The 18869-nt window shown below is 62.0% G+C and carries 21 protein-coding genes; 5 read left to right on the top strand and 16 right to left on the bottom strand.

Annotated elements, in window-relative coordinates; all coding sequences use genetic code 11:
• Positions 1–79 precede the first annotated feature (79 nt).
• Together tagQ and BFN10_RS01275 are read left to right on the top strand one after the other, a co-directional pair.
• The gene (tagQ, locus tag BFN10_RS01280; RefSeq protein ID WP_071488084.1) at positions 80–1006 is read left to right on the top strand and encodes a type VI secretion system-associated lipoprotein TagQ; all 927 of its coding nucleotides are present in this window, start codon (positions 80–82) and stop codon (positions 1004–1006) included.
• A gap of 124 nt (positions 1007–1130) precedes the next feature.
• A complete protein-coding gene (locus BFN10_RS01275) occupies positions 1131–1505 on the top strand; it encodes a helicase (protein ID WP_071488106.1) in 375 nt (124 codons plus the stop codon).
• A gap of 101 nt (positions 1506–1606) precedes the next feature.
• Here the strand turns inward: BFN10_RS01275 and BFN10_RS01270 are convergent, their stop codons facing one another.
• The 9 genes from BFN10_RS01270 to exbB form a co-directional block, all read right to left on the bottom strand.
• Positions 1607–3007 (bottom strand): aminoacyl-tRNA deacylase and HDOD domain-containing protein, encoded by a 1401-nt coding sequence (locus BFN10_RS01270; RefSeq protein ID WP_071488083.1) that lies wholly within the window; start codon positions 3005–3007, stop codon positions 1607–1609.
• 77 nt (positions 3008–3084) lie between these two features.
• Complete coding sequence (recG, locus tag BFN10_RS01265; protein ID WP_058424461.1) at positions 3085–5160, bottom strand: ATP-dependent DNA helicase RecG; 2076 nt, start codon at positions 5158–5160, stop codon at positions 3085–3087.
• Between the two features lie 8 nt (positions 5161–5168).
• On the bottom strand, positions 5169–6089 hold the full coding sequence (locus tag BFN10_RS01260; protein ID WP_016975936.1) for a hydrogen peroxide-inducible genes activator: 921 nt from the start codon (positions 6087–6089) through the stop codon (positions 5169–5171).
• A 117-nt stretch (positions 6090–6206) separates the two neighbouring features.
• Complete coding sequence (locus BFN10_RS01255; RefSeq protein ID WP_071488082.1) at positions 6207–6737, bottom strand: iron transporter; 531 nt, start codon at positions 6735–6737, stop codon at positions 6207–6209.
• Positions 6734–7576 carry an FTR1 family iron permease gene (locus tag BFN10_RS01250; protein WP_071488081.1) on the bottom strand — a complete coding sequence of 281 codons (843 nt, stop codon included), beginning with the start codon at positions 7574–7576 and terminating at the stop codon, positions 6734–6736. The genes BFN10_RS01255 and BFN10_RS01250 overlap by 4 nt, the downstream gene beginning before the upstream one ends.
• A 3-nt stretch (positions 7577–7579) precedes the next feature.
• Positions 7580–7924, bottom strand: coding sequence for a cupredoxin domain-containing protein (locus BFN10_RS01245; RefSeq protein ID WP_071488080.1), 345 nt, complete (start codon positions 7922–7924; stop codon positions 7580–7582).
• A gap of 182 nt (positions 7925–8106) precedes the next feature.
• Positions 8107–8856 carry a TonB family protein gene (locus tag BFN10_RS01240; protein WP_071488079.1) on the bottom strand — a complete coding sequence of 250 codons (750 nt, stop codon included), beginning with the start codon at positions 8854–8856 and terminating at the stop codon, positions 8107–8109.
• Complete coding sequence (gene exbD, locus BFN10_RS01235; RefSeq protein WP_003195519.1) at positions 8853–9278, bottom strand: TonB system transport protein ExbD; 426 nt, start codon at positions 9276–9278, stop codon at positions 8853–8855. The genes BFN10_RS01240 and exbD overlap by 4 nt, the downstream gene beginning before the upstream one ends.
• Before the next feature lie 6 nt (positions 9279–9284).
• Positions 9285–10265, bottom strand: coding sequence for a tonB-system energizer ExbB (gene exbB, locus BFN10_RS01230; protein WP_071488078.1), 981 nt, complete (start codon positions 10263–10265; stop codon positions 9285–9287).
• Between the two features lie 186 nt (positions 10266–10451).
• Between exbB and BFN10_RS01225 the strand changes: the two genes are divergently transcribed.
• On the top strand, positions 10452–11303 hold the full coding sequence (locus BFN10_RS01225) for an SDR family oxidoreductase (RefSeq protein WP_071488077.1): 852 nt from the start codon (positions 10452–10454) through the stop codon (positions 11301–11303).
• Positions 11304–11361: 58 nt separating this feature from the next.
• On the opposite strand, the gene BFN10_RS01220 is transcribed toward BFN10_RS01225, so the two are convergent.
• The 6 genes from BFN10_RS01220 to BFN10_RS01195 form a co-directional block, all read right to left on the bottom strand.
• Positions 11362–12105, bottom strand: coding sequence for a hypothetical protein (locus BFN10_RS01220; protein WP_058424247.1), 744 nt, complete (start codon positions 12103–12105; stop codon positions 11362–11364).
• A 56-nt stretch (positions 12106–12161) separates the two neighbouring features.
• Positions 12162–12542 carry a RidA family protein gene (locus tag BFN10_RS01215; protein ID WP_003176922.1) on the bottom strand — a complete coding sequence of 127 codons (381 nt, stop codon included), beginning with the start codon at positions 12540–12542 and terminating at the stop codon, positions 12162–12164.
• A gap of 22 nt (positions 12543–12564) precedes the next feature.
• Positions 12565–14670 (bottom strand): bifunctional GTP diphosphokinase/guanosine-3',5'-bis pyrophosphate 3'-pyrophosphohydrolase, encoded by a 2106-nt coding sequence (gene spoT / locus BFN10_RS01210; protein WP_058424246.1) that lies wholly within the window; start codon positions 14668–14670, stop codon positions 12565–12567.
• Between the two features lie 60 nt (positions 14671–14730).
• The gene (gene rpoZ, locus BFN10_RS01205) at positions 14731–14994 is read right to left on the bottom strand and encodes a DNA-directed RNA polymerase subunit omega (protein ID WP_003176920.1); all 264 of its coding nucleotides are present in this window, start codon (positions 14992–14994) and stop codon (positions 14731–14733) included.
• Between the two features lie 167 nt (positions 14995–15161).
• Positions 15162–15782 (bottom strand): guanylate kinase, encoded by a 621-nt coding sequence (gmk, locus tag BFN10_RS01200; RefSeq protein WP_003213284.1) that lies wholly within the window; start codon positions 15780–15782, stop codon positions 15162–15164.
• Between the two features lie 10 nt (positions 15783–15792).
• Entirely contained in the window at positions 15793–16656 is an 864-nt protein-coding gene (locus BFN10_RS01195) for a YicC/YloC family endoribonuclease (protein WP_071488076.1), read from the bottom strand.
• Positions 16657–16841: 185 nt separating this feature from the next.
• On the opposite strand from BFN10_RS01195, the gene rph reads away from it, so the two are divergent.
• A complete protein-coding gene (rph, locus tag BFN10_RS01190) occupies positions 16842–17564 on the top strand; it encodes a ribonuclease PH (RefSeq protein ID WP_016975928.1) in 723 nt (240 codons plus the stop codon).
• Between the two features lie 22 nt (positions 17565–17586).
• Positions 17587–17958, top strand: a complete 372-nt coding sequence (locus BFN10_RS01185; protein ID WP_071488075.1) for a DUF4870 domain-containing protein — start codon at positions 17587–17589, stop codon at positions 17956–17958.
• Positions 17959–18016: 58 nt separating this feature from the next.
• Here BFN10_RS01185 and BFN10_RS01180 read toward each other — a convergent pair whose 3' ends face one another.
• Positions 18017–18796, bottom strand: coding sequence for an exodeoxyribonuclease III (locus BFN10_RS01180; protein WP_003195493.1), 780 nt, complete (start codon positions 18794–18796; stop codon positions 18017–18019).
• Positions 18797–18869: the final 73 nt, after the last annotated feature.

Raw genomic sequence — 18869 nt, 5'->3', positions numbered from 1 at the left:
GGCTGTATAGCGAGCTTGGAAGGGACTCAGGCGGCGGTGGGCCGTGCTGGGCAAGTCAAACTTAAAAGAGAACACACCTATGCTTTTTTCCCGTAAGGCGGTTTCCAAGCGTCACTTGCTGCTGATCGCGGCTGGCTTCAGCACTGTGCTGACCGGTTGCGCCACATCGCCGGCCTCCAAGGTCGCGTCGAGCACCAAGGTCGAGTACTACCCCAACTGCTATGAGCCCGTGCAGCACTTGCGCGCCACCGACTCGAACATGACCAAGTCGGTCGTGACCGGTGCGGCCATCGGCGCTGCCGGCGGTGCCCTGCTCGGCGCCCTGACCGGCGACAAGGAAAAACGTGGCCGTAATGCGGCCATCGGTGCTGCGGGCGGCGCCCTGGCCGGCGGTGCAGCGGGTTACTACACCGAGCGTCAGAAGCAGATCGCCGATGACAACCAGCGTATTGCCTCGTATGCGGCTGATGTGAACAAAAGCGTCTCCGACATCGACCGCAGCACGGCGTACGCCAAGGCGTCCCAGCAGTGCTACCAGAGCGCGTTCACCAAGTTGGTGGCTGATCGCAAAGCCAAGACCGTCAACGACACCGAAGGCCGCAAGCGCCTGGCGGAAATCGTCTCGGGCCTGAAGGAATCCAATGACCTGATCGTTGCGGTCAACGGTAAAGCCGCCGAAGACCTGAACAACTACACCCAGGCCTACGAGAAAGACCTGCAACAGGTTGGCGTACAGCGTACTGACGTGGTCACCGTGGCCAAGGCCGACACAACACCTGTTGTGACATCGGGCAAGAAGAAAGGCACAGGCACCAAGCCGCCGAAAAAGCCGGTTCTGCCAACCGTACCCACAGAAGCGGTGAGCACCGAGAAGACCTTCCAGACTGCCCAGGTCAAGCAAGCTGAAAGCAAGCAGGTCGCCAGCGCCGGTAAAGCTCAGCTCGAAGGCAGCTGCCGCGATCCGAACCTGGCCGACTGGGCGCCGGTTCCTTGCCCAAACGTTTAAGTAACATGCTGCTATAAGCGTCAAACGCCAGCCGATCTTCCGCTAATGCGCAAGATCGGTGGCGTTCTTTTTGCAAATCGTTAAACTGCTGCGGCCACTCAATAATTACACCGAGGCCGTGTGCATGAAATTCCGTCTTCTCCTGTGGGTGCTGGGCCTGATGATGGGCAAAGCCAGCCGCACCAATCCTGTCTTCCAGCAACAGTTGGGCGATAAAGACCTGGCGTTCCAGTTGCAGACCCTCGACGGCAAGGTAGCCCGTCACTTCATCGTCAAAGACCAGCGCATCACCAGCCGCTCGGGTGTTCACCCGGCGCCGGCGTTTGCCATTGCGTTCAAAGACGCCGCCTATGGCTTCGCCACGATGCAGGCGAAGAACAAGCAGCTGGCGTTCATGACGGGGATTCAGGACAAGTCGATCCAGATCAAGGGCAACCCGGCGCTGGTGATCTGGTTCCAGGGGTTGACCAAGTACTTGAAGCCGAAGAAAAAGAAATAGAGCGTGGTGGATTCATCGGGGGCAAGCCCCCTCCCACATGGGCATGCATTTCAAGTGTGGGAGGGGGCTTGCCCCCGATAGCGGTCTGACAGGCGACCGATTCAGCCCTGGCTGAACTGCGAGGCCAGTTCGCGCAACAGCACTTCAGCATCCAGCACTTTACCCACCACTTCTTCAGCCTTGTCACGGCTCAAGCCCAGGCGCTCCAGCAGCGCATCCGGAATCGTTTCATCCGGCCCGGAGCCAATGCCTCGGCTTCGCAACAGGCGCACCGCCAGGCTCACCAGGTTCGGGTACTCGGCGTATTGCCCGTCGTAGGTCGGGTCGTGCTGGAAGCGCAGGGCGGTGGACAGTTCGTCCGGCATGTCCCAGTAGCGCATCAGCCAGGCACCGATCTGCTCGCGGCTGATGCCCAGCAGGTGTTGCTCGACATAGCTGTGGCACAGGTGCGGGTTGACCTCCAGGTGACGGCAGATCAGCGAGAAGTGCGGCGGGAACACGTGGGCCAGCAGCAGATAACCGAAGTTGTGCAGCAGGCCGGCGAGGTAGGTGAGGCCGGCTTCCGGGCGCTGTGCGCGGGGCATGGCGCGGGTCAGGCCTTCGATCACGGCGGCGGTGTAGATCGACTGGTGCCAGTACGGCGTCGACTGGTGCGGGTGGTCCTTGGGCAGGCTCAGGGTCTTGCCCAGGGCCAGGCCCAGCGCCAGGTTGATCACCAGGTCGAAGCCCAGCACACGCACGATGGCGTCTTCCACTGAACGAATCTTGCCCGGCGAGGCGTAGTACGGCGACGCGGCCCAGCTCACCACTTGGGCGGCCAGGGCCGGGTCGGTCTCGACCACGCCGGTGATGTCGTCGATGGTGGCGTTTGGGTCGACGCGCAGCTTGATGATCTTCTGCGCGGTGTCGGCCAGGGGCGGAATCTCGATGGTCGCTTCCAGGCGCTGCTGGATACGGCGGGCGGTGAACGCCTGCATTGCCTGGGTGATTTCCTCGCGGTCATCGTTGGGGCGGTCGAGGTTGGGGCGGATATTGCTCAACGGCTCGCCGAAGTGTCCGGCGCTGGCCTTGGTGAGCATCGTCTTGAAGGCGTCGCTGGGAATCTCCAGCAACAGGCCTGCTTCACCCGAATGCACCAGCAGGCTCGGCTCGTTGAGCAGGCTGCCTTCGTACAGGCAGGGCGAGCTGGTAAGGGGTGGTAAACCTGGCAGCAGGCTCAGGTCATGTTTGTCGAGCATGCGCTTGACGCGATCCGGCGACACAGCGGTCAGGCGGCGGCCGGTGAGTTCGGCGAGGCGGTTGAGGTCGAGCAACTGGTTCTGCGGGAACAGCACCATCAGGGCGCCTACCGCATCTTCCAGCAGCACTGCCTGGACCTTCTGCGCAGGATTCAGGCCCGGGAGGTCGGCGACTTCCGTGTAGGGGATGGCGAGTTTTGCGAGCAGAGCCCGAATGACCGGCGGGGCGGTCAGTGGGGCTGTGGCGAGGGCAACTTCTGACATGGCCTGATCCAATTTCTTACAGTCACCGAAGTATAACCAGCTTGATACAACTGTTGGTCGCTTAAGTGCGTCAGGCGTCACACTTGGCCGTATTGCTGTCCGTGCCTGAGCCAGCGATTGAGCAGCGGGCTGACGTGGTCCGGCCAGCGCTCCAGCAGTGCCTGTGCGGCATCGCGCACGGCAGGCAGCAGATCGGCGTCGCGCATCAGGTCGGCGACCTTGAATTGCAGCAGGCCGGTCTGGCGCGTGCCGAGCATTTCGCCGGGACCGCGCAGTTCCAGGTCCTTTTCGGCGATGACAAACCCGTCGTTGGTTTCGCGCATGATGCCCAGGCGCTGGCGACCGATCTGTGACAGCGGCGGGTGGTAGAGCAGCACGCAATGGCTGGCGGCGCTGCCCCGGCCCACCCGGCCACGCAACTGGTGGAGTTGCGCCAGGCCCAGGCGCTCGGGGTTTTCGATGATCATCAGGCTGGCGTTGGGCACGTCCACGCCGACTTCGATCACGGTAGTGGCCACCAACAGTTGCAGGTTGCCAGCTTTGAATTCGGCCATGACTGCGGCTTTTTCAGCCGGCTTCATGCGCCCGTGGATCAGGCCGACCTTGAGTTCGCCCAAGGCGCTGGTGAGGTCTTCATAGGTGGTTTCGGCGGCCTGGCAGGTCAGCTCTTCGGACTCTTCGATCAGCGTGCACACCCAGTACGCCTGGCGCCCTTCGGCACAGGCGCCGCGTACGCGTTCGATCACTTCCACACGCCGGGTGTCGGTGACCAGCACGGTATTGACCGGCGTACGGCCAGGCGGCAGTTCGTCGAGGATGGAGGTGTCGAGGTCGGCGTAGGCGCTCATGGCCAGGGTGCGCGGGATCGGTGTGGCGGTCATGATCAACTGGTGCGGGTTCATCCGCCCGCCGACGCCTTTCTGGCGCAGGGCCAGGCGCTGTTGCACGCCGAAGCGGTGCTGCTCGTCGATGATCACCAGGGCCAGGTTCTTGAACTGCACTTCGTCCTGGAACAGCGCGTGGGTGCCCACCACCATCGGTGCGCCGCCGGCAATCTGTTCCAGTGCCGCCGCGCGGTTCTTGCCCTTGAGCTTGCCGGCCAGCCACGCGACTTCCAGGCCCAGCGGTTCGAGCCAGCGCTTGAACGTGATGAAATGCTGCTCGGCGAGGATCTCGGTGGGCGCCATCAGCGCCACCTGGTAGCCGGCCTCCAGCGCTTGCAGGGCGGCGAGGGCGGCGACCACGGTCTTGCCTGCGCCCACATCGCCCTGGATCAGCCGCAGCATGGGCTCCTGCTGGCTCAGGTCATAGGCGATTTCATTGCCGACGCGTTGCTGGGCACCGGTCGGCGCAAAACCCAGGTTGGCCAGGTACTGCGCAGGCAAGCGCGTGGCCTTGGGCATTGCCGGTGCACGCAGGGAGCGCATGCTCTCGCGCAGGCGTTGCTGGGACAGTTGATGGGTCAGCAGTTCTTCGAAGGCCAGGCGATGCTGGGCCCAGTGATGACCGAGCGCCAGTTCGTCGACATCGGCGTCGGCGGGTGGGTGATGCAGGTAGCGGATCGCATCGTCCAGCGGCGCCAGCTGATAGTCGCGGGCCAGTTCCTGGGGCAGCCAATCAGGCAGGCTTTTCGGGCCGAGCATGGTCAGTGTCTGCATGCACAGTTGGCGCAGGCGTTGCTGGGTCAGGCCTTCGGTGAGCGGGTAGATCGGCGTGAGCGTGGTGTCGACCGGCGGCGGTTCGTCACCGGTAATGGCGCGGTATTCCGGGTGATAGATCTCAAGGCCGGATGCGCCGGGTCGCGCTTCGCCGTAGCAGCGCACGCGGGTGCCGCGCTTGAGGCCTTCCTTCTGCGCGTTGCTGAAATGGTAGAAGCGCAGGCTCAGGCCGCCAGTGCCATCCTGCAGGCGTACGACCAGACTGCGGCGCTTGCCCATCACCACATCGGCACCGCTGACGGTGCCTTCGACCACTGCGTCCTGCCCGGGGCGCAACTGGCCGATGGGCACTACGCGGGTGCGGTCCTGATAGCGCAGGGGCAGGTGGAACAGCACGTCCTGGAGGTTCTCCAGGCCCACCTTGGCCAGCTTCTCGGCCATGGCTTCACCGACACCCTTGAGTGCCGTCACCGACACCTGCGACAGCTCAGTCATACCCTGGCTTAGCTCGCGGCAGTCGGCTTGGCGACCGAACACAGGCGGATCGAGTCGGCGAGGATCTCAATCGCTTTGGGCCGTGGGAAGCTGGCGCGCCAGGCGATCGCCACAGTGCGGAACGGCACCGGCGGCGTGAGTGGGCGCACTTCGATCACGCCGGGGGCGTAATGATGGCTGTCCACCGCCGACAGCGGCAGGATCGAAATGCCCAGGCCGGACGCGACCATGTGACGGATGGTTTCCAGGGAGCTGGATTCCACCGTGGTGTGCTTGGCGCCGTCATTGCCCTTGGTCAGGGTCGGACAGGCTTCCAGGACCTGGTCGCGGAAGCAGTGGCCTTCGCCGAGCAGCAGCAAGCTCTTGTCGTTGAGCAGGCCGGCGTCGATGGTGTCTTTCTGTGTCCACGGGTGCGAGGCCGGCATGAGCACGTAGAACGGCTCGTCGTAGAGCGGCAGGGTCAGCACGTCGGCTTCATTGAACGGCAGGGCAATGATGATCGCGTCCAGCTCGCCGTTGCGCAGTTTGTCGCGCAGCACGTGGGTGAAGTTTTCTTCGATATACAGCGGCATCTGCGGCGCGACGCGGTGCAGTTGCGGGATCAGGTGCGGGAACAGGTACGGGCCGACGGTGTAGATGGCGCCGACCTTGAGCGGCGCGGTCAGCTGGTTCTTGCCGGCCTGGGCCAGTTCGCGAATGCTCTGCGCCTGCTCCAGTACCTTCTGGGCCTGGGCCACAATGCCTTCGCCCACCGGTGTGAGGCGCACGGCGCTCTTGCTGCGCTCGAAAATCAGCACACCGAGTTCGTCTTCAAGCTTTTTCACGCCCACCGACAGCGTCGGTTGGCTGACATGGCAACGCTCGGCCGCGTGGCCGAAGTGCTGCTCTTGGGCGAGGGTAACGATGTAGCGCAATTCTGTAAGAGTCATAGCGGGCGTCCATGAGGTTGCGGGCCAAGCATACCGGCTGCAATCGATAGACGCACGTTATCAGACACGATGGGGTTTGCGACACCGGCTAATCGGGTGCCGCAGGTGTTTTGCCGGTTATTTCTGCGGGTATTTGAAGGTGAAGGTCTCGGTGAACGGGCCCCACCATTCGGGTACGCCGGTTTCTTTGTCGACGTGGTGGAAGAAGCCATTGATCTGCGGGCTCTCGTAGCGCAGCACCACGGTATAGGTGCCAGGGCCGTCCATCTTCACGTTGTTCGCATAGTGGGCGCCGTCTTTGGCGACCATCGGCAGGAGCGTGCCGATTTGCTTGTAGTCCGGAGCGCCTTCCTTGACCAGGGAATAGGAGATGCTCAGGTAAGGCACCCACTCACCGTTGGACAGTCCGTACTTGTTGTCGGCGGTGGCATGCACATCGGTTTCAAGGTGCACCGAGTCCTTGTCCATGACCATGCCCGGTGGCATTGGCGCCATCTCGATTCCGGTGAGGTACGAGGAGGCGATTTCCATGTCGTGGGTCTGGACCGGGCCGCCGATGGGGTATTCACGGGCTTGGCTGAAGGCAGAAAAAGCCAGGGTGCTGGTCAGGACCAATGCAGCGGCCACAGGTTTGTGCAGGTGTTTCATGGGTGACGCTCCAGGGTGGGTGACGACAGTTGAGTGGTGCGCGACTGCACAAGGCGGCTACCCAGTACCAACAGGGTAAGGGTGGTCACCCAGGCAAACAGTTGAACGCCCAGGGGGCGGTCGGTGTAGCCGGTCAGCGCTTGCAGCGCCCGACCGGTGAGGCTTGCGTCGGACACCAGCCAGGAGGTGTCCCACAACTCGTAGCCCCAGGCCGGGATCAGGTTGATACCGGCCAGGATCGCGGCGGCGCGGCCAGCCATTCCCGCCGCGAGTACGGCGATCATCCAGGTGGTGACCGAGAACAGACGCTTGAGGCTGATCACCACCAGCCCGCGATACAGCAGCCACGACAGCACGCCGCCGCCGGCAATCCCGAGCACGCCGCCGATGAGCATCGTCAGGGGTTCGGTGTGGGTGGATGCAGCGATGCCATATAGGAACAGCACGATTTCCGAGCCTTCGCGCAGCACGGCAACGGTGATCACGATGGCCAGTGCCCACAGGGTCTTCTCGCCGCGTTGCACCGCGGCGCCGCTTTCGCGCAGTTGAGTGGCGAGTTCGCGGCCATGGCTGCTCATCCACAGGTTGTGCCAGCCGAGCATGCACACCGCGACGATAAGGATGGCGGCGTTGAAGATTTCCTGGCCGAAACCGTCCAGGGCCTGGGTGATGGCGCCGGTGAACAGCGCGAGGATCGCCGCGCCGCCAACACCGGCAGCGATGCCGCCGATGATGTAGGTACTGCGCCGCGCCAGCCCCTGGGTGGCGGCCATGACGATACCGATGACGATGCCGGCTTCCAGCACCTCACGAAACACGATCAGCAGACAGGCCAGCATGACTTACTCCTTGGCCGCGACGACGGTGACGGTGCCTTTGGCCTGGTCGGGATGGTAGTCGTCGAAAAAGCTGTAGGTGCCTGGATGCATTGGGCCGGCGAAGACGGTAATGGTGTTGCCCGGCACGACGATCTTTTCGAACTTCATGTCGTAGCTTTCAAATTCGTCGACGGTGTCGTCGTTATTGGTGAGCTGGATGCGAAAGCGCTCGCCGGCCGGCACGGTGAAGCTGGCCGGCGTGAAGGTATGGTTCTGCACGGTCAGGCTGACCAGTTGATCCGCATGGGCTGCGCAGGGGGCGCCAGCGATTGCGAGCAGGGCAAGCGTCAGGCGGGGAGGGCAGGACATGGCGAAAGGCCTCTCAAATGAGAATTGTTCGCGCATGATTGGTGGTGTATTGAAGTGTTACAAGTGAAGAACCATGACATTGGTTTCACATTCAGTCACGGTTCAGCTTGCGGGTCTGCAAGGCTTGAAATACGGGGGAGGGGAAATGCAATGGGCACCCGAGGGTGCCCATTGGGAGCGGCTCAGCGACGACGTTTCTCGATGTTGTACACGAACGGTGCAACGATCTCGATACTGCCACCCTTGAGCATGTCTGCCGGCGGCTTTGGCAGCGGCTGGGCACGCCGGATCATGTCCAGCGTGGCGCGGTCCAGGTCGGCGTTGCCGGAGCGGCCCACCAACTCGTAGGACAGCACGTTACCCTCGGCATCCACCACGAACTTCAGGCGGTTGAGGCCTTCCTTGCCACGTGCCTGGGCACCTGGCGGGTACTTCTTGTACTTCTGCAGGTGAGCCAGCAGGGTGCCTTCCCAGGACGCTTTGGCGGCGATCTGTTGCGGCGATGGGCCAGGAACGGGCTGGGCTGATTTTTCAGCCGGTGCCTGGGTCGGCGGAGCGTCGCTCGGCGGATCCTCGGAAGGTTTCTCCTTGGGCGGCTCGATTTTCTTCTCCACCGGCTTGGGCGGCTGCGGTTTGGGCTTGGGCTTGACCGGCTTGGGCACCTGGATCGTCGGCTTGGGTGCCTCGGCCAGTTTCGGCAGGGGCAGCTCTTCCACCGGTGCAGGCGGTTGCGGCGGCGTGACCACCTTGGGCGGTGCCGGCGGCGGTGGGGCTGGCATCGGTGCCAGGTCGATGACCATGGCAGCCGGTGGCAACTGCACCGTGCGCGGCGCCGACCAGTGAAGCGCGATAGCGATCGCGATGGCATGCACGCCCAGTACGACGGCGAGGCTGGTGCCATAACGCGTCAGTTTGTGGCGCGTCGTGATCATTTCTTGGCTGCCGTCTCGAGTCCGACCAGGCCTACCTTGAGGTAGCCGGCTGCCCGCAGGGCATCCATCACGCTCATCAGGTCGCCGTAGTCCACGCCTTTGTCAGCCTGGAAGAAGATCGTCGTGTCCTTCTTGCCCTGGGTCTTGGCGTCGAGCACCGGCCCCAGGGTTTCAGCCTTGACTTCTTCTTCACCCAGGAACAGGCGTTGGTCCGCCTTGACGCTGAGGAAGATCGGTTTCTCCGGCCGTGGCGCTGGCTTGGCGCTGGACGCGGGCAGGTCGACCTTGATGTCCACGGTGGCCAGCGGTGCCGCCACCATGAAGATAATCAGCAGCACCAGCATCACGTCGATAAACGGCGTGACGTTGATTTCGTGGTTCTCGACGAGTTCGTCGTCGCCTTGATTCAAATGCAGGCCCATGGCCGATTACCCCACTTTCACCATGTGCGGTTGCGAGCTGCGCTCGGTAGGCAGGTGATCGAGGTCGCGGCTGACCAGCAGCAGGACTTCCGCCGACGCGTCCGATACCTGGGCCTTGTAGCCGGCAATCGAACGGGCAAAGACGTTGTAGATCACCACCGCAGGAATCGCGGCAACCAGGCCCAGGGCGGTGGCCAGCAGGGCTTCGGCGATGCCGGGGGCAACGACGGCGAGGTTGGTGGTCTGGGTTTTGGCGATGCCGATGAAGCTGTTCATGATGCCCCATACGGTACCGAACAGACCGACGAAGGGCGCGGTAGAACCGATGGTCGCCAGCACGCCGGTGCCGCTGCTCATGTTACGACCGCAGGCTGCCACCAGGCGCTCCAGGCGGAAGGCCACACGTTCCTTGATGCCTTCTTTTTCGCGGGTGTTGGCCGACAGGCGCATTTCTTCCAGCGCGTCGTGCACCAGAGTGTTGGCCAGGGTGCCTTTCTTGGTCGCGCTTTCGCTCGCTTCCTTGAGGGTGGCGGCTTTTTTCAGGTGGACGATTTCGGCACGCAGGCGGCGTTTGGCGCCCAGCAGCTCGAAGCCTTTGGCGATCCAGATGGTCCAGGTGATGATTGAGGCGATGGCCAGGCCGATCATCACGGCTTTTACCACCACGTCAGCGTTCTGATACATGCCCCAGGGCGACAGGTCGTGGGCCATGCCCAGGGTGTTGTCTTCTTCCAGCACTGCGCCGGTGTCGTCGGCGGCGGCAGGATCAGCCGCCTGGGCCGGGTCGGTGGCAGCGGGTGCTGCGGCAGGTGCTGCAGGTGCCGCGGTGTTGTGCTCGGCAGCCGCGGGGGTGGCTGGCGCGGTGGCATCAGCGAAGGCGGCGGTCGGTGCCAGCAGTACGCTGAACAGCAGCGCAGCGATCGCGCGCCAGGCGCGGGATGGGCTGTGAAGCTTGGTTGGCGAAGCGGGGGTTGTATTACGTGTCATGCTGGCCGGACCTGAGTAAAAAAATGAGTGATCGTCCTTCCAGACCCAGGGGTCGAGGACAAATGGGTGGTTATTATTGCAAGTAATTCTTGTTAACAGAAGTAATACAGTAACTTTATTTGTGCTTTTTCTGGCCGTCTGTCATCTGCGAAGGCTAACCTAGACCTTTCTGTGCGGAGTTTTGTGATGTCAGCGCCTTCTGTTGTGATTGCCGGATGTGGCGATGTGGGGAGCCGGCTGGCCAGCCAATTGCTTGCCTCGGAATGGGAGGTATATGGCCTGCGCCGTGATATTTCGCGGCTTCCCGACGGCGTGATCGGCATTGCCGGTGACCTGTTCAAAAAAGATTGCCCCGACACCTGGCCGATTGGCGGGGTGGATTACCTGGTGTACTGCGCGGCTGCGACGGACCACGACGAGGCGGGCTACCGTGCCGCTTATGTAGAAGGGCTGAAACATGTGCTGGAGTGGCTGAGTGACTACGGCCAGGAACCCAAGCATCTGCTGTTCGTATCCAGCAGCAGCGTCTACGGGCAGCAGAATGGCGAGTGGGTCGACGAAACGTCGGAGACTCAAGCGAAGGGGTATTCCGGGCAGGTGATGCTGGAAGCCGAGCAAGTGGCGCTCAATAGCGGCATTCCGGCGAGTGTCGTACGGCTTACCGGCATCTATGGCCCTGGTCGCGAATGGCTGCTGACCCAGGTGCGCCAAGGCTATCGCGTGGCAATCGATCCACCTTTATATGGCAATCGCATTCATGCGGACGACGCGGCGGGGCTACTCGCCTTTTTGTTGCGCCATGTGGAAGAGGGCGGCTCGCTGGACAAGGTCTACATCGGTGTCGACGATGCACCTGCTCCACTGGCCGAAGTGGTGGGCTGGTTGCGCGAATACCTGGGTGTGACTGAGTGGGCTGAGGATGCGAGTGTGCGGCGAGCGGGCAGCAAGCAGTGCAGCAATGCCCGGGTGAAGGCGCTGGGTTGGACGCCGACTTACCCGACCTTCCGCGAAGGCTACGCAGCAATTCTCAAAGGCTGAAACTCAAAATGTGGGAGGGGGCAAGCTCCCTCCCACATTTGGATCTATGTTTGGTTGCTTATTGCTTTTCAAGCAGCCATTGGCGTGGGCCTGGTGTGAACGAGGGCACTTCATCCGCCTGCGCGGTGTTGATCGCCTGGAAGATTTCCAGCTGCTTGCCTTTGCGGGTAAAGATCCACGGGTTGCCCTGGCCGTTGAGCTGCAGCCAGATGCTGTCGTAGCCGCCGCTCATTGAGGCGCAATCACCGGCCAGGCACAGCGAATACCGGTCCACATTGGGCAGGCCGGCGACCTTGCCGTCAGCCTGGAACTGCACGATGGCGCCGCTGCCGAAGCCGTCGCTGATCTTCCAGTCGCCGCCCAGGTAGGCCGCGTACAGCGCTCGCTCGAAGTTGGCACCCAAAGGTGCACCCTCCGGGGCCGGGTCTTTGGCGCGGGCAAACAGCTGTTCGGGCTCGTTGTCGTTGGCCACTTGCAGCAGTTGCTTGCCTTTGCGCTTGAGTTCGGTGGCGGAGCTGCCGTAGAAATCCACGCTCCAAGCGCCGGACTGTTCACCCAGCAACTTGCCTTCCGCTACTTCAAAACCGTTGTAGTAGCGGGCCTGTGAAGCCTTGGTATTGACCTCCCACTCGAGGTTCGGGCCAAAACTCTGCAGGGCTTCACGCAAAGGGCCGCCCTTGGCTGCCGCATCGATGGCGACCTGGTTGATCCAGGTGCCGCTCACATCCCTGTCGGCAGGGTTACTGGCACAGCCGCCGAGCAACAGGGCGAGCATTGATGAGGCTACAAGCGCTTTGCGCATCATGAAATCCTTCTGAAACGAAGTCGGCGCAGCCTGTGGGGGCTGCGCCGGGTGTTTTACTCGATGACCAGGATCGCGTCCATCTCGACCTGTGCACCCTTTGGCAGGGCGGCAACGCCGATGGCGGCGCGGGCTGGGTACGGCTGTTCGAAGTACTTGCCCATGATCTCGTTGACCTTGGCGAAGTGGCTCAGGTCGGTGAGGAAGATGTTCAGCTTGACGATGTCCTTGAACGAACCACCGGCTGCTTCAGCCACCGACTTGAGGTTTTCGAAGACCTGTACGGTCTGTGCTTCGAAGCCTTCCACCAGTTCCATGGTCTTCGGGTCCAGCGGGATCTGGCCGGACATGTAGACGGTGTTGCCCGCCTTGATCGCCTGGGAGTAAGTGCCGATGGCGGCAGGGGCTTTATCGCTGGTGATAACGGTCTTGGTCATGAATGACTCCTTGTAATGTGGGTTAGGCGCGCATGCGAGTGATGCGGATCACACCGGTCAAGGCTCGCAGTTTCTTGATCACGCGGGCCAGGTGCACGCGGTCGTGTACGCTGACCACCAACTGGACCACGCTGATGCGGCCATCGCGCTCGTCCATGCTGATTTTTTCGATATTGCCGTCGGCTGCGTTGACGCTGCTGGCGAGCAGGGCGATCAGGCCGCGCTGGTGTTCCAGCTCCACCCGCAACTCGACGTTGAATTCGCCGGTGACATCCTTGGCCCACGAGAGCTGGATGCATTTTTCCGGGTTGTGGCGGATTTCGGTGATGTTGCGGCAGTTGTCCAGGTGCACCACCATGCCTTTGCCTGCGGACAAGTGGCCGACAATCGGATCGCCCGGGATCGGCGTGCAGCACTTGGCGTAGCTGAGCACCAGGCCCTCGGTGCCGCGAATCGCCAGCGGGCCTTCCGGGCTTGGCAACTGTTCGCCTTCGCCGAGCAGGCGGCGGGCGACTACATAGGCCATGCGGTTGCCCAGGCCGATATCTTCCAGCAGGTCTTCGATGGTTTCCTGGCGGTACTCGTGGAGCATCGCTTGCACGCGTTCCTGCGGGATCTTGTCGAGGGCGCTGTCGAAACCGTTGAGCACCTTGTTCAGCAGGCGTTCGCCCAGGCTGATGGACTCGGAGCGGCGCTGCAATTTCAGCGCGTGACGGATGTGCGTGCGCGCCTTGCCGGTGACCACGAAGTTGAGCCACGCGGGGTTCGGGCGTGCGCCCGGGGCGCTGACGATCTCGACCGTGGAGCCACTTTGCAGCGGTTCGGACAGCGGTGCGAGACGACGATTGATCCGGCAGGCGATGCAGCTGTTGCCCACATCGGTGTGCACCGCATAGGCAAAGTCGACCGCCGTGGAGCCCTTGGGCAGCTCCATGATCCGGCCTTTGGGCGTGAACACGTAGACCTCGTCCGGGAACAGGTCGATCTTCACGCTTTCGATAAATTCGAGGGAGTTGCCGGCGCGTTGCTGCATTTCCAGCACGCCTTTGACCCACTGGCGGGCGCGGGCGTGAGTGCCCTTGGGCTGCTCGTCGCCGCTGGACTTGTACAGCCAGTGGGCGGCGATGCCGTTGTTGGCCATCTCTTCCATTTCGCGTGTGCGGATCTGGATCTCGATCGGCACCCCGTGCATGCCAAACAGCGTGGTATGCAGCGACTGATAGCCGTTGGCCTTGGGAATCGCGATGTAATCCTTGAAACGGCCCGGCAGGGGTTTGTACAAATTATGTACAGCGCCCAGCACGCGGTAGCAGGTGTCGACCTTGTCGACGATGATCCGGAACGCGTACACGTCCATGATTTCGTTGAAGGCACGGCGCTTGCCGCGCATCTTCTTGTAGATACCGTAGATATGCTTTTGCCGGCCGCTGACCTCGCCTTCGATCTCATCGATCGCCAGGCAATGGCTCAGCGACTCTTCGATCTTGTTGACGATTTCCTTGCGGTTGCCCCGGGCGCGCTTGACTGCCTGGTAGATGCGCGCCGAACGCATCGGGTGCATGGCCTTGAAACCGAGGTCTTCGAACTCGATGCGTATGGCGTGCATGCCCAGCCGGTTGGCGATGGGCGCGTAGATTTCCAGGGTTTCCTTGGCAATGCGCCGGCGTTTTTCGCCGGACAGCACTTCCAGCGTGCGCATGTTGTGCAGCCGGTCGGCCAGTTTGACCAGGATCACGCGAATATCGCGGGCCATGGCCATGGCCATCTTCTGGAAGTTTTCCGCCTGGGCCTCGGCCTTGGTCTCGAAGTTCATCTGGGTCAGTTTGCTGACCCCGTCGACCAGTTCGGCCACGGTTTCGCCGAATTGCGCGCTGAGCGCTTCCTTGGCGATGCCGGTGTCTTCGATCACGTCATGCAGCATCGCGGCCATCAGGCTCTGATGGTCCATGTGCATGTCGGCAAGAATGTTTGCCACCGCAAGGGGATGGGTGACATACGCCTCGCCGCTACGGCGGCGTTGGCCGTCGTGGGCTTGTTCGGCGTAGAAATACGCTCGGCGGACCAGGTTGACCTGGTCTGGGCCGAGGTAGGCCGATAAGCGATCGGCGAGGGCGTCTATGCTCGGCAAAGTGTGAACTCCTGCCGTTGGCTGTGACCCCGCGCCGTGCTACGTCGACCAGGCATAGGCTTAGACGGCCTCGTTGGACTCGTCCTCGAACGCTGCAAACAGCGGTTCGTCTTCAACGATTTCAGCGTTGGCGATGAACTCGTAGCTCATCAGGCCTTCGGCGATTTCACGCAGGGCCACAACGGTAGGCTTGTCGTTTTCCCACTGGACCAGGGGCTCTTTGCCGCCAGTGGCCAGTTGACGGGCACGCTTGGTAGAGAGCATGACCAGCTCAAAGCGGTTATCCACGTGTTCTAGGCAGTCTTCAACGGTTACGCGGGCCATGGTATTCCTCGGAGCGAATGCAAGATGCGCGCTGCCCGGTTGGGCGAGCGGACTAAACAGTTTAAAAAATCACCAGCGTTTAGGGAAGCGCTGATTTTTCGCAGGCCCTCGCAAAACCGCTACAAGCGCCAATGTAAAGCCCTTGCAGCGGTTTTGGGAAGAGCCAATCAACCGAGCAGTTCGGCGAGTAATTTGCCGAAACGCTGTTGCTGACGCTTTTGCTGGAGCTGATTGGCGCGGAAAATCGCCTTCAAATCGTCCAGCGCGTGGGCAAAATCGTCGTTGATGATCAGGTAGTCGTAGTCGACGTAGTGGCTCATTTCACTGACCGCTTCACGCATGCGGCCTTCAATGATCTCGTCGCTGTCCTGGCCGCGGTTGGTCAGGCGCTGGTGCAGCGCTTCAAGCGACGGCGGCAGGATAAAGATCGAACGCGCCTTGGGCATCAGCTGGCGTACTTGTTCGGCGCCCTGCCAGTCGATTTCCAGGATCAAGTCGTGGCCTTCGTCCAGGGTCTGCTGCAAGTGGCTTTGCGAAGTGCCATAGAGGTTGCCGAACACTTCGGCGCGCTCCAGGAAGTCGCCGTGTTCGATCATCTTGACGAACTCGGTGCGCTCGACGAAGTGATAGTGCACGCCGTTCACCTCGCCCGGGCGCATGGCGCGGGTGGTGTGGGAGACCGAGATGCGGATCTGCTCGTCAGCGTCGGTCAGGGCCTTGACCAGGCTGCTCTTGCCTGCGCCAGAAGGCGCGGAAATGATGTAAAGGGTGCCGGTGCTGTGGGTCATGGAGGTTGCCTTACTCAATATTCTGTACTTGTTCGCGCATCTGCTCGATCAACACCTTGAGGTTGACCGCAGCCGTGGTGCTGCGCGGATCGAAAGCCTTGGAGCCCAGTGTATTGGCTTCGCGGTTGAGTTCCTGCATCAGGAAGTCCAGGCGCCGACCGGCGGCGCCGCCGGACTTGAGCACGCGGCGTACTTCGAGGATGTGGGTGCTCAGGCGGTCCAGTTCTTCGGCCACATCGCTCTTCTGCGCCAGCAGCACCATTTCCTGCTCCAGGCGCACCGGGTCGAGGTCGGCCTTCATGTCGGTGAAGCGGTCGAGGACCTTCTGGCGCTGGGTGGCAAGCATCTGCGGGACCAGCTCGCGCAGGGTGACCACGTCTTCTTCGATCGAGGTCAGGCGCTCGCTGATCAGGCGCGCCAACTCGGCGCCTTCACGCTCGCGGCCAGCCTTGAGCTCCTTCAAACCCTGATTGAACAGGGCGAGGGCTTCGGCGTTGAGCGCCTGCGGGTCGGTGGCGTCGGCCACCAGCACGCCGGGCCAGGCCAGCACTTCCAGGGGGTTGAGCGCGGCCGGCTGCTTGATCAGGCCAGCGATGCTTTCGGCAGCGGCGACCAATTGCGCGGCGCGGTCGCGGTCAACCTGCAGCGGCTTGCCGGTGGTTTCTTCGGTAAAGCGCAGGGTGCATTCCAGCTTGCCACGGGAAATGCCCTGGCGCAGCGCTTCACGCACAGCGCCTTCGAGGTCGCGGAACGATTCCGGCAGACGCAGATGCGGCTCCAGGTAGCGGCTGTTGACCGAGCGCAGTTCCCAGCTCAGGGTGCCTTGTACGCCGGCTTTTTCGACGCGGGCAAAGGCGGTCATGCTGTGCACCATGGAGGTACCTCGCGTTGCAGCCCCGTAAATGCGGGCTGATGATTGGGAAGGCGCAGGATTGTAGCGCAGTGGGGCGAGTGCGCCCAAACCCGAGCATTCGTAACTGGATTTTTTAGCAGTGCCCCGAATCGGCCCGCGGCTCTATAATGCTCGGCAGTTTTTCGTCCTCAGTACAGGTGTTCCCTATGAAACGTCCAAGTGGTCGCGCTGCCGATCAGCTCCGCTCGATCCGCATCACCCGCAACTACACCAAACACGCCGAGGGATCCGTACTGGTCGAGTTTGGCGATACCAAGGTGATCTGCACCGTCAGCGTCGAAAACGGCGTGCCGCGCTTCCTTAAAGGCCAGGGCCAGGGCTGGCTGACCGCCGAGTACGGCATGCTGCCGCGCGCCACCGGCGAGCGTAACCAGCGTGAAGCCAGCCGTGGCAAGCAAGGCGGGCGCACCCTGGAAATCCAGCGCCTGATCGGCCGTTCACTGCGCGCCGCCCTGGACATGTCCAAGCTGGGCGACGTGACCCTGTACGTCGACTGCGACGTTATCCAGGCTGACGGCGGTACCCGCACTGCGTCCATCACCGGTGCCATGGTGGCCCTGGTTGACGCGCTGAAAGTGATCAAGAAGCGTGGCGGCCTCAAGGGCGGTGACCCGCTCAAGCAAATGATCGCCGCTGTTTCGGTGGGCATGTACCAGGGCGAGCCAGTGCTGGACCTGGACTACCTGGAAGACTCGGCCGCCGAGACCGACCTGAACGTGGTGATGACCAGCACCGGTGGGTTCATCGAAGTGCAAGGCACCGCCGAAGGCGCGCCATTCCAGCCGGCCGAACTGAATGCGATGCTGGCCCTGGCCCAGAAAGGCATGACCGAGATCTTCGAACTGCAGAACGCCGCCCTGGCTGACTGAACCCGCCTCAAGGAGAAGCGCCATGAATGACAGCAGCCAAATGCCTGTGCCGACGCCTTCCTACGAAGTGCGCCAGGGCGCAATGTTGTGCCATCTCGCGGCGTTTCTGGGTTTCGTGTTCCCCTTCGGCAGCGTCGTGGGGCCACTGATCCTGTGGCAGATGAAGAAAGAAGTGGACCCGTTCATTGATGATCAGGGCAAGGAAGCCCTGAACTTCCAGATCACCGTCGCCATCGCCTGGATCGCTTGCATTGTGCTGGCCTTCGCAGTGATCGGTTTTTTCCTGATGGTTGCCCTGGCAATCGCCACGGTGGTGCTGACCATCATTGGTAGCATCAAGGCCAACAAGGGGATCGCTTACCGCTACCCCTTGACCTGGCGAGTGATCAAATAGTGAACAGGCACAAAAAAACCGACATCGCTGTCGGTTTTTTTGTGCCTGGGAAAAGACCTCAGATGGTCAATGTCCAGTCGTAGTCCACGATCAGCGGCGCGTGCTGCGAGAATCGCGGCTGGCGCGGCAGGCGTGCGCTGCGAACGAACCGGCGCAGGCCCGGGGTCAGCAGTTGGTAGTCGAAGCGCCAGCCCAGGTTGAGCATCTCAGCCTGTTCGTTATCCGGCCACCAGCTGTACTGGTCGCCTTCGCGGCTGACTTCGCGCAGGGCATCCACATAGCCCATGTTGCCGACAATCTCGTCCATCCAGGCCCGTTCCGGCGCCAGGAAACCCGGGGATTGCTGGCTGTCGCGCCAGTTCTTGATATCCAGCTTCTGTTGCGCCACGTACAGCGAGCCACAATAAATGTACTCGCGACGTTTGCGTCGCTGTTTATCCAGGTAACGGGCGAAATCGTCCATTAGCTTGAACTTCTGGTTCAAGTCTTCATCGCCGTTCTGCCCCGAAGGAAGCAGCAAGGTCGCGATGCTGACCTTGTCGAAATCGGCTTGCAGGTAGCGCCCGTAGCGGTCGGCTGTCTCGAAGCCGAGGCCGCTGATGACCGCCTTGGGTTGCAACCGCGAATACAAAGCCACGCCACCTTGGGTGGGCACTTCGGCATCGCAGGCATAAAGGAAGTAGCCATCCAGTTGGAAGGCTGGGTCGTCCAGTTCAAAGGCGGAGGCGCGGGTATCCTGCAGGCAGATGACGTCGGCATTCTGGGCTTGCAGCCAACTGAGCAAACCACGCTCGACTGCAGCCTGAATACCATTAACGTTCACACTGATGATCCGCATAAATGGCCCCAAAAATCGCGTGCGTGTATGATACACGCCGTCTACCTAATTAGCTAAATCCGTGGTATCTGAG

It is taken from the genome of Pseudomonas extremorientalis, from assembly GCF_001870465.1.
Taxonomy (GTDB): domain Bacteria; phylum Pseudomonadota; class Gammaproteobacteria; order Pseudomonadales; family Pseudomonadaceae; genus Aquipseudomonas; species Aquipseudomonas extremorientalis.
The sequence above is the reverse complement of the archived record's forward strand: the minus strand, read 5'-3'. Positions and strand labels throughout refer to the sequence as shown.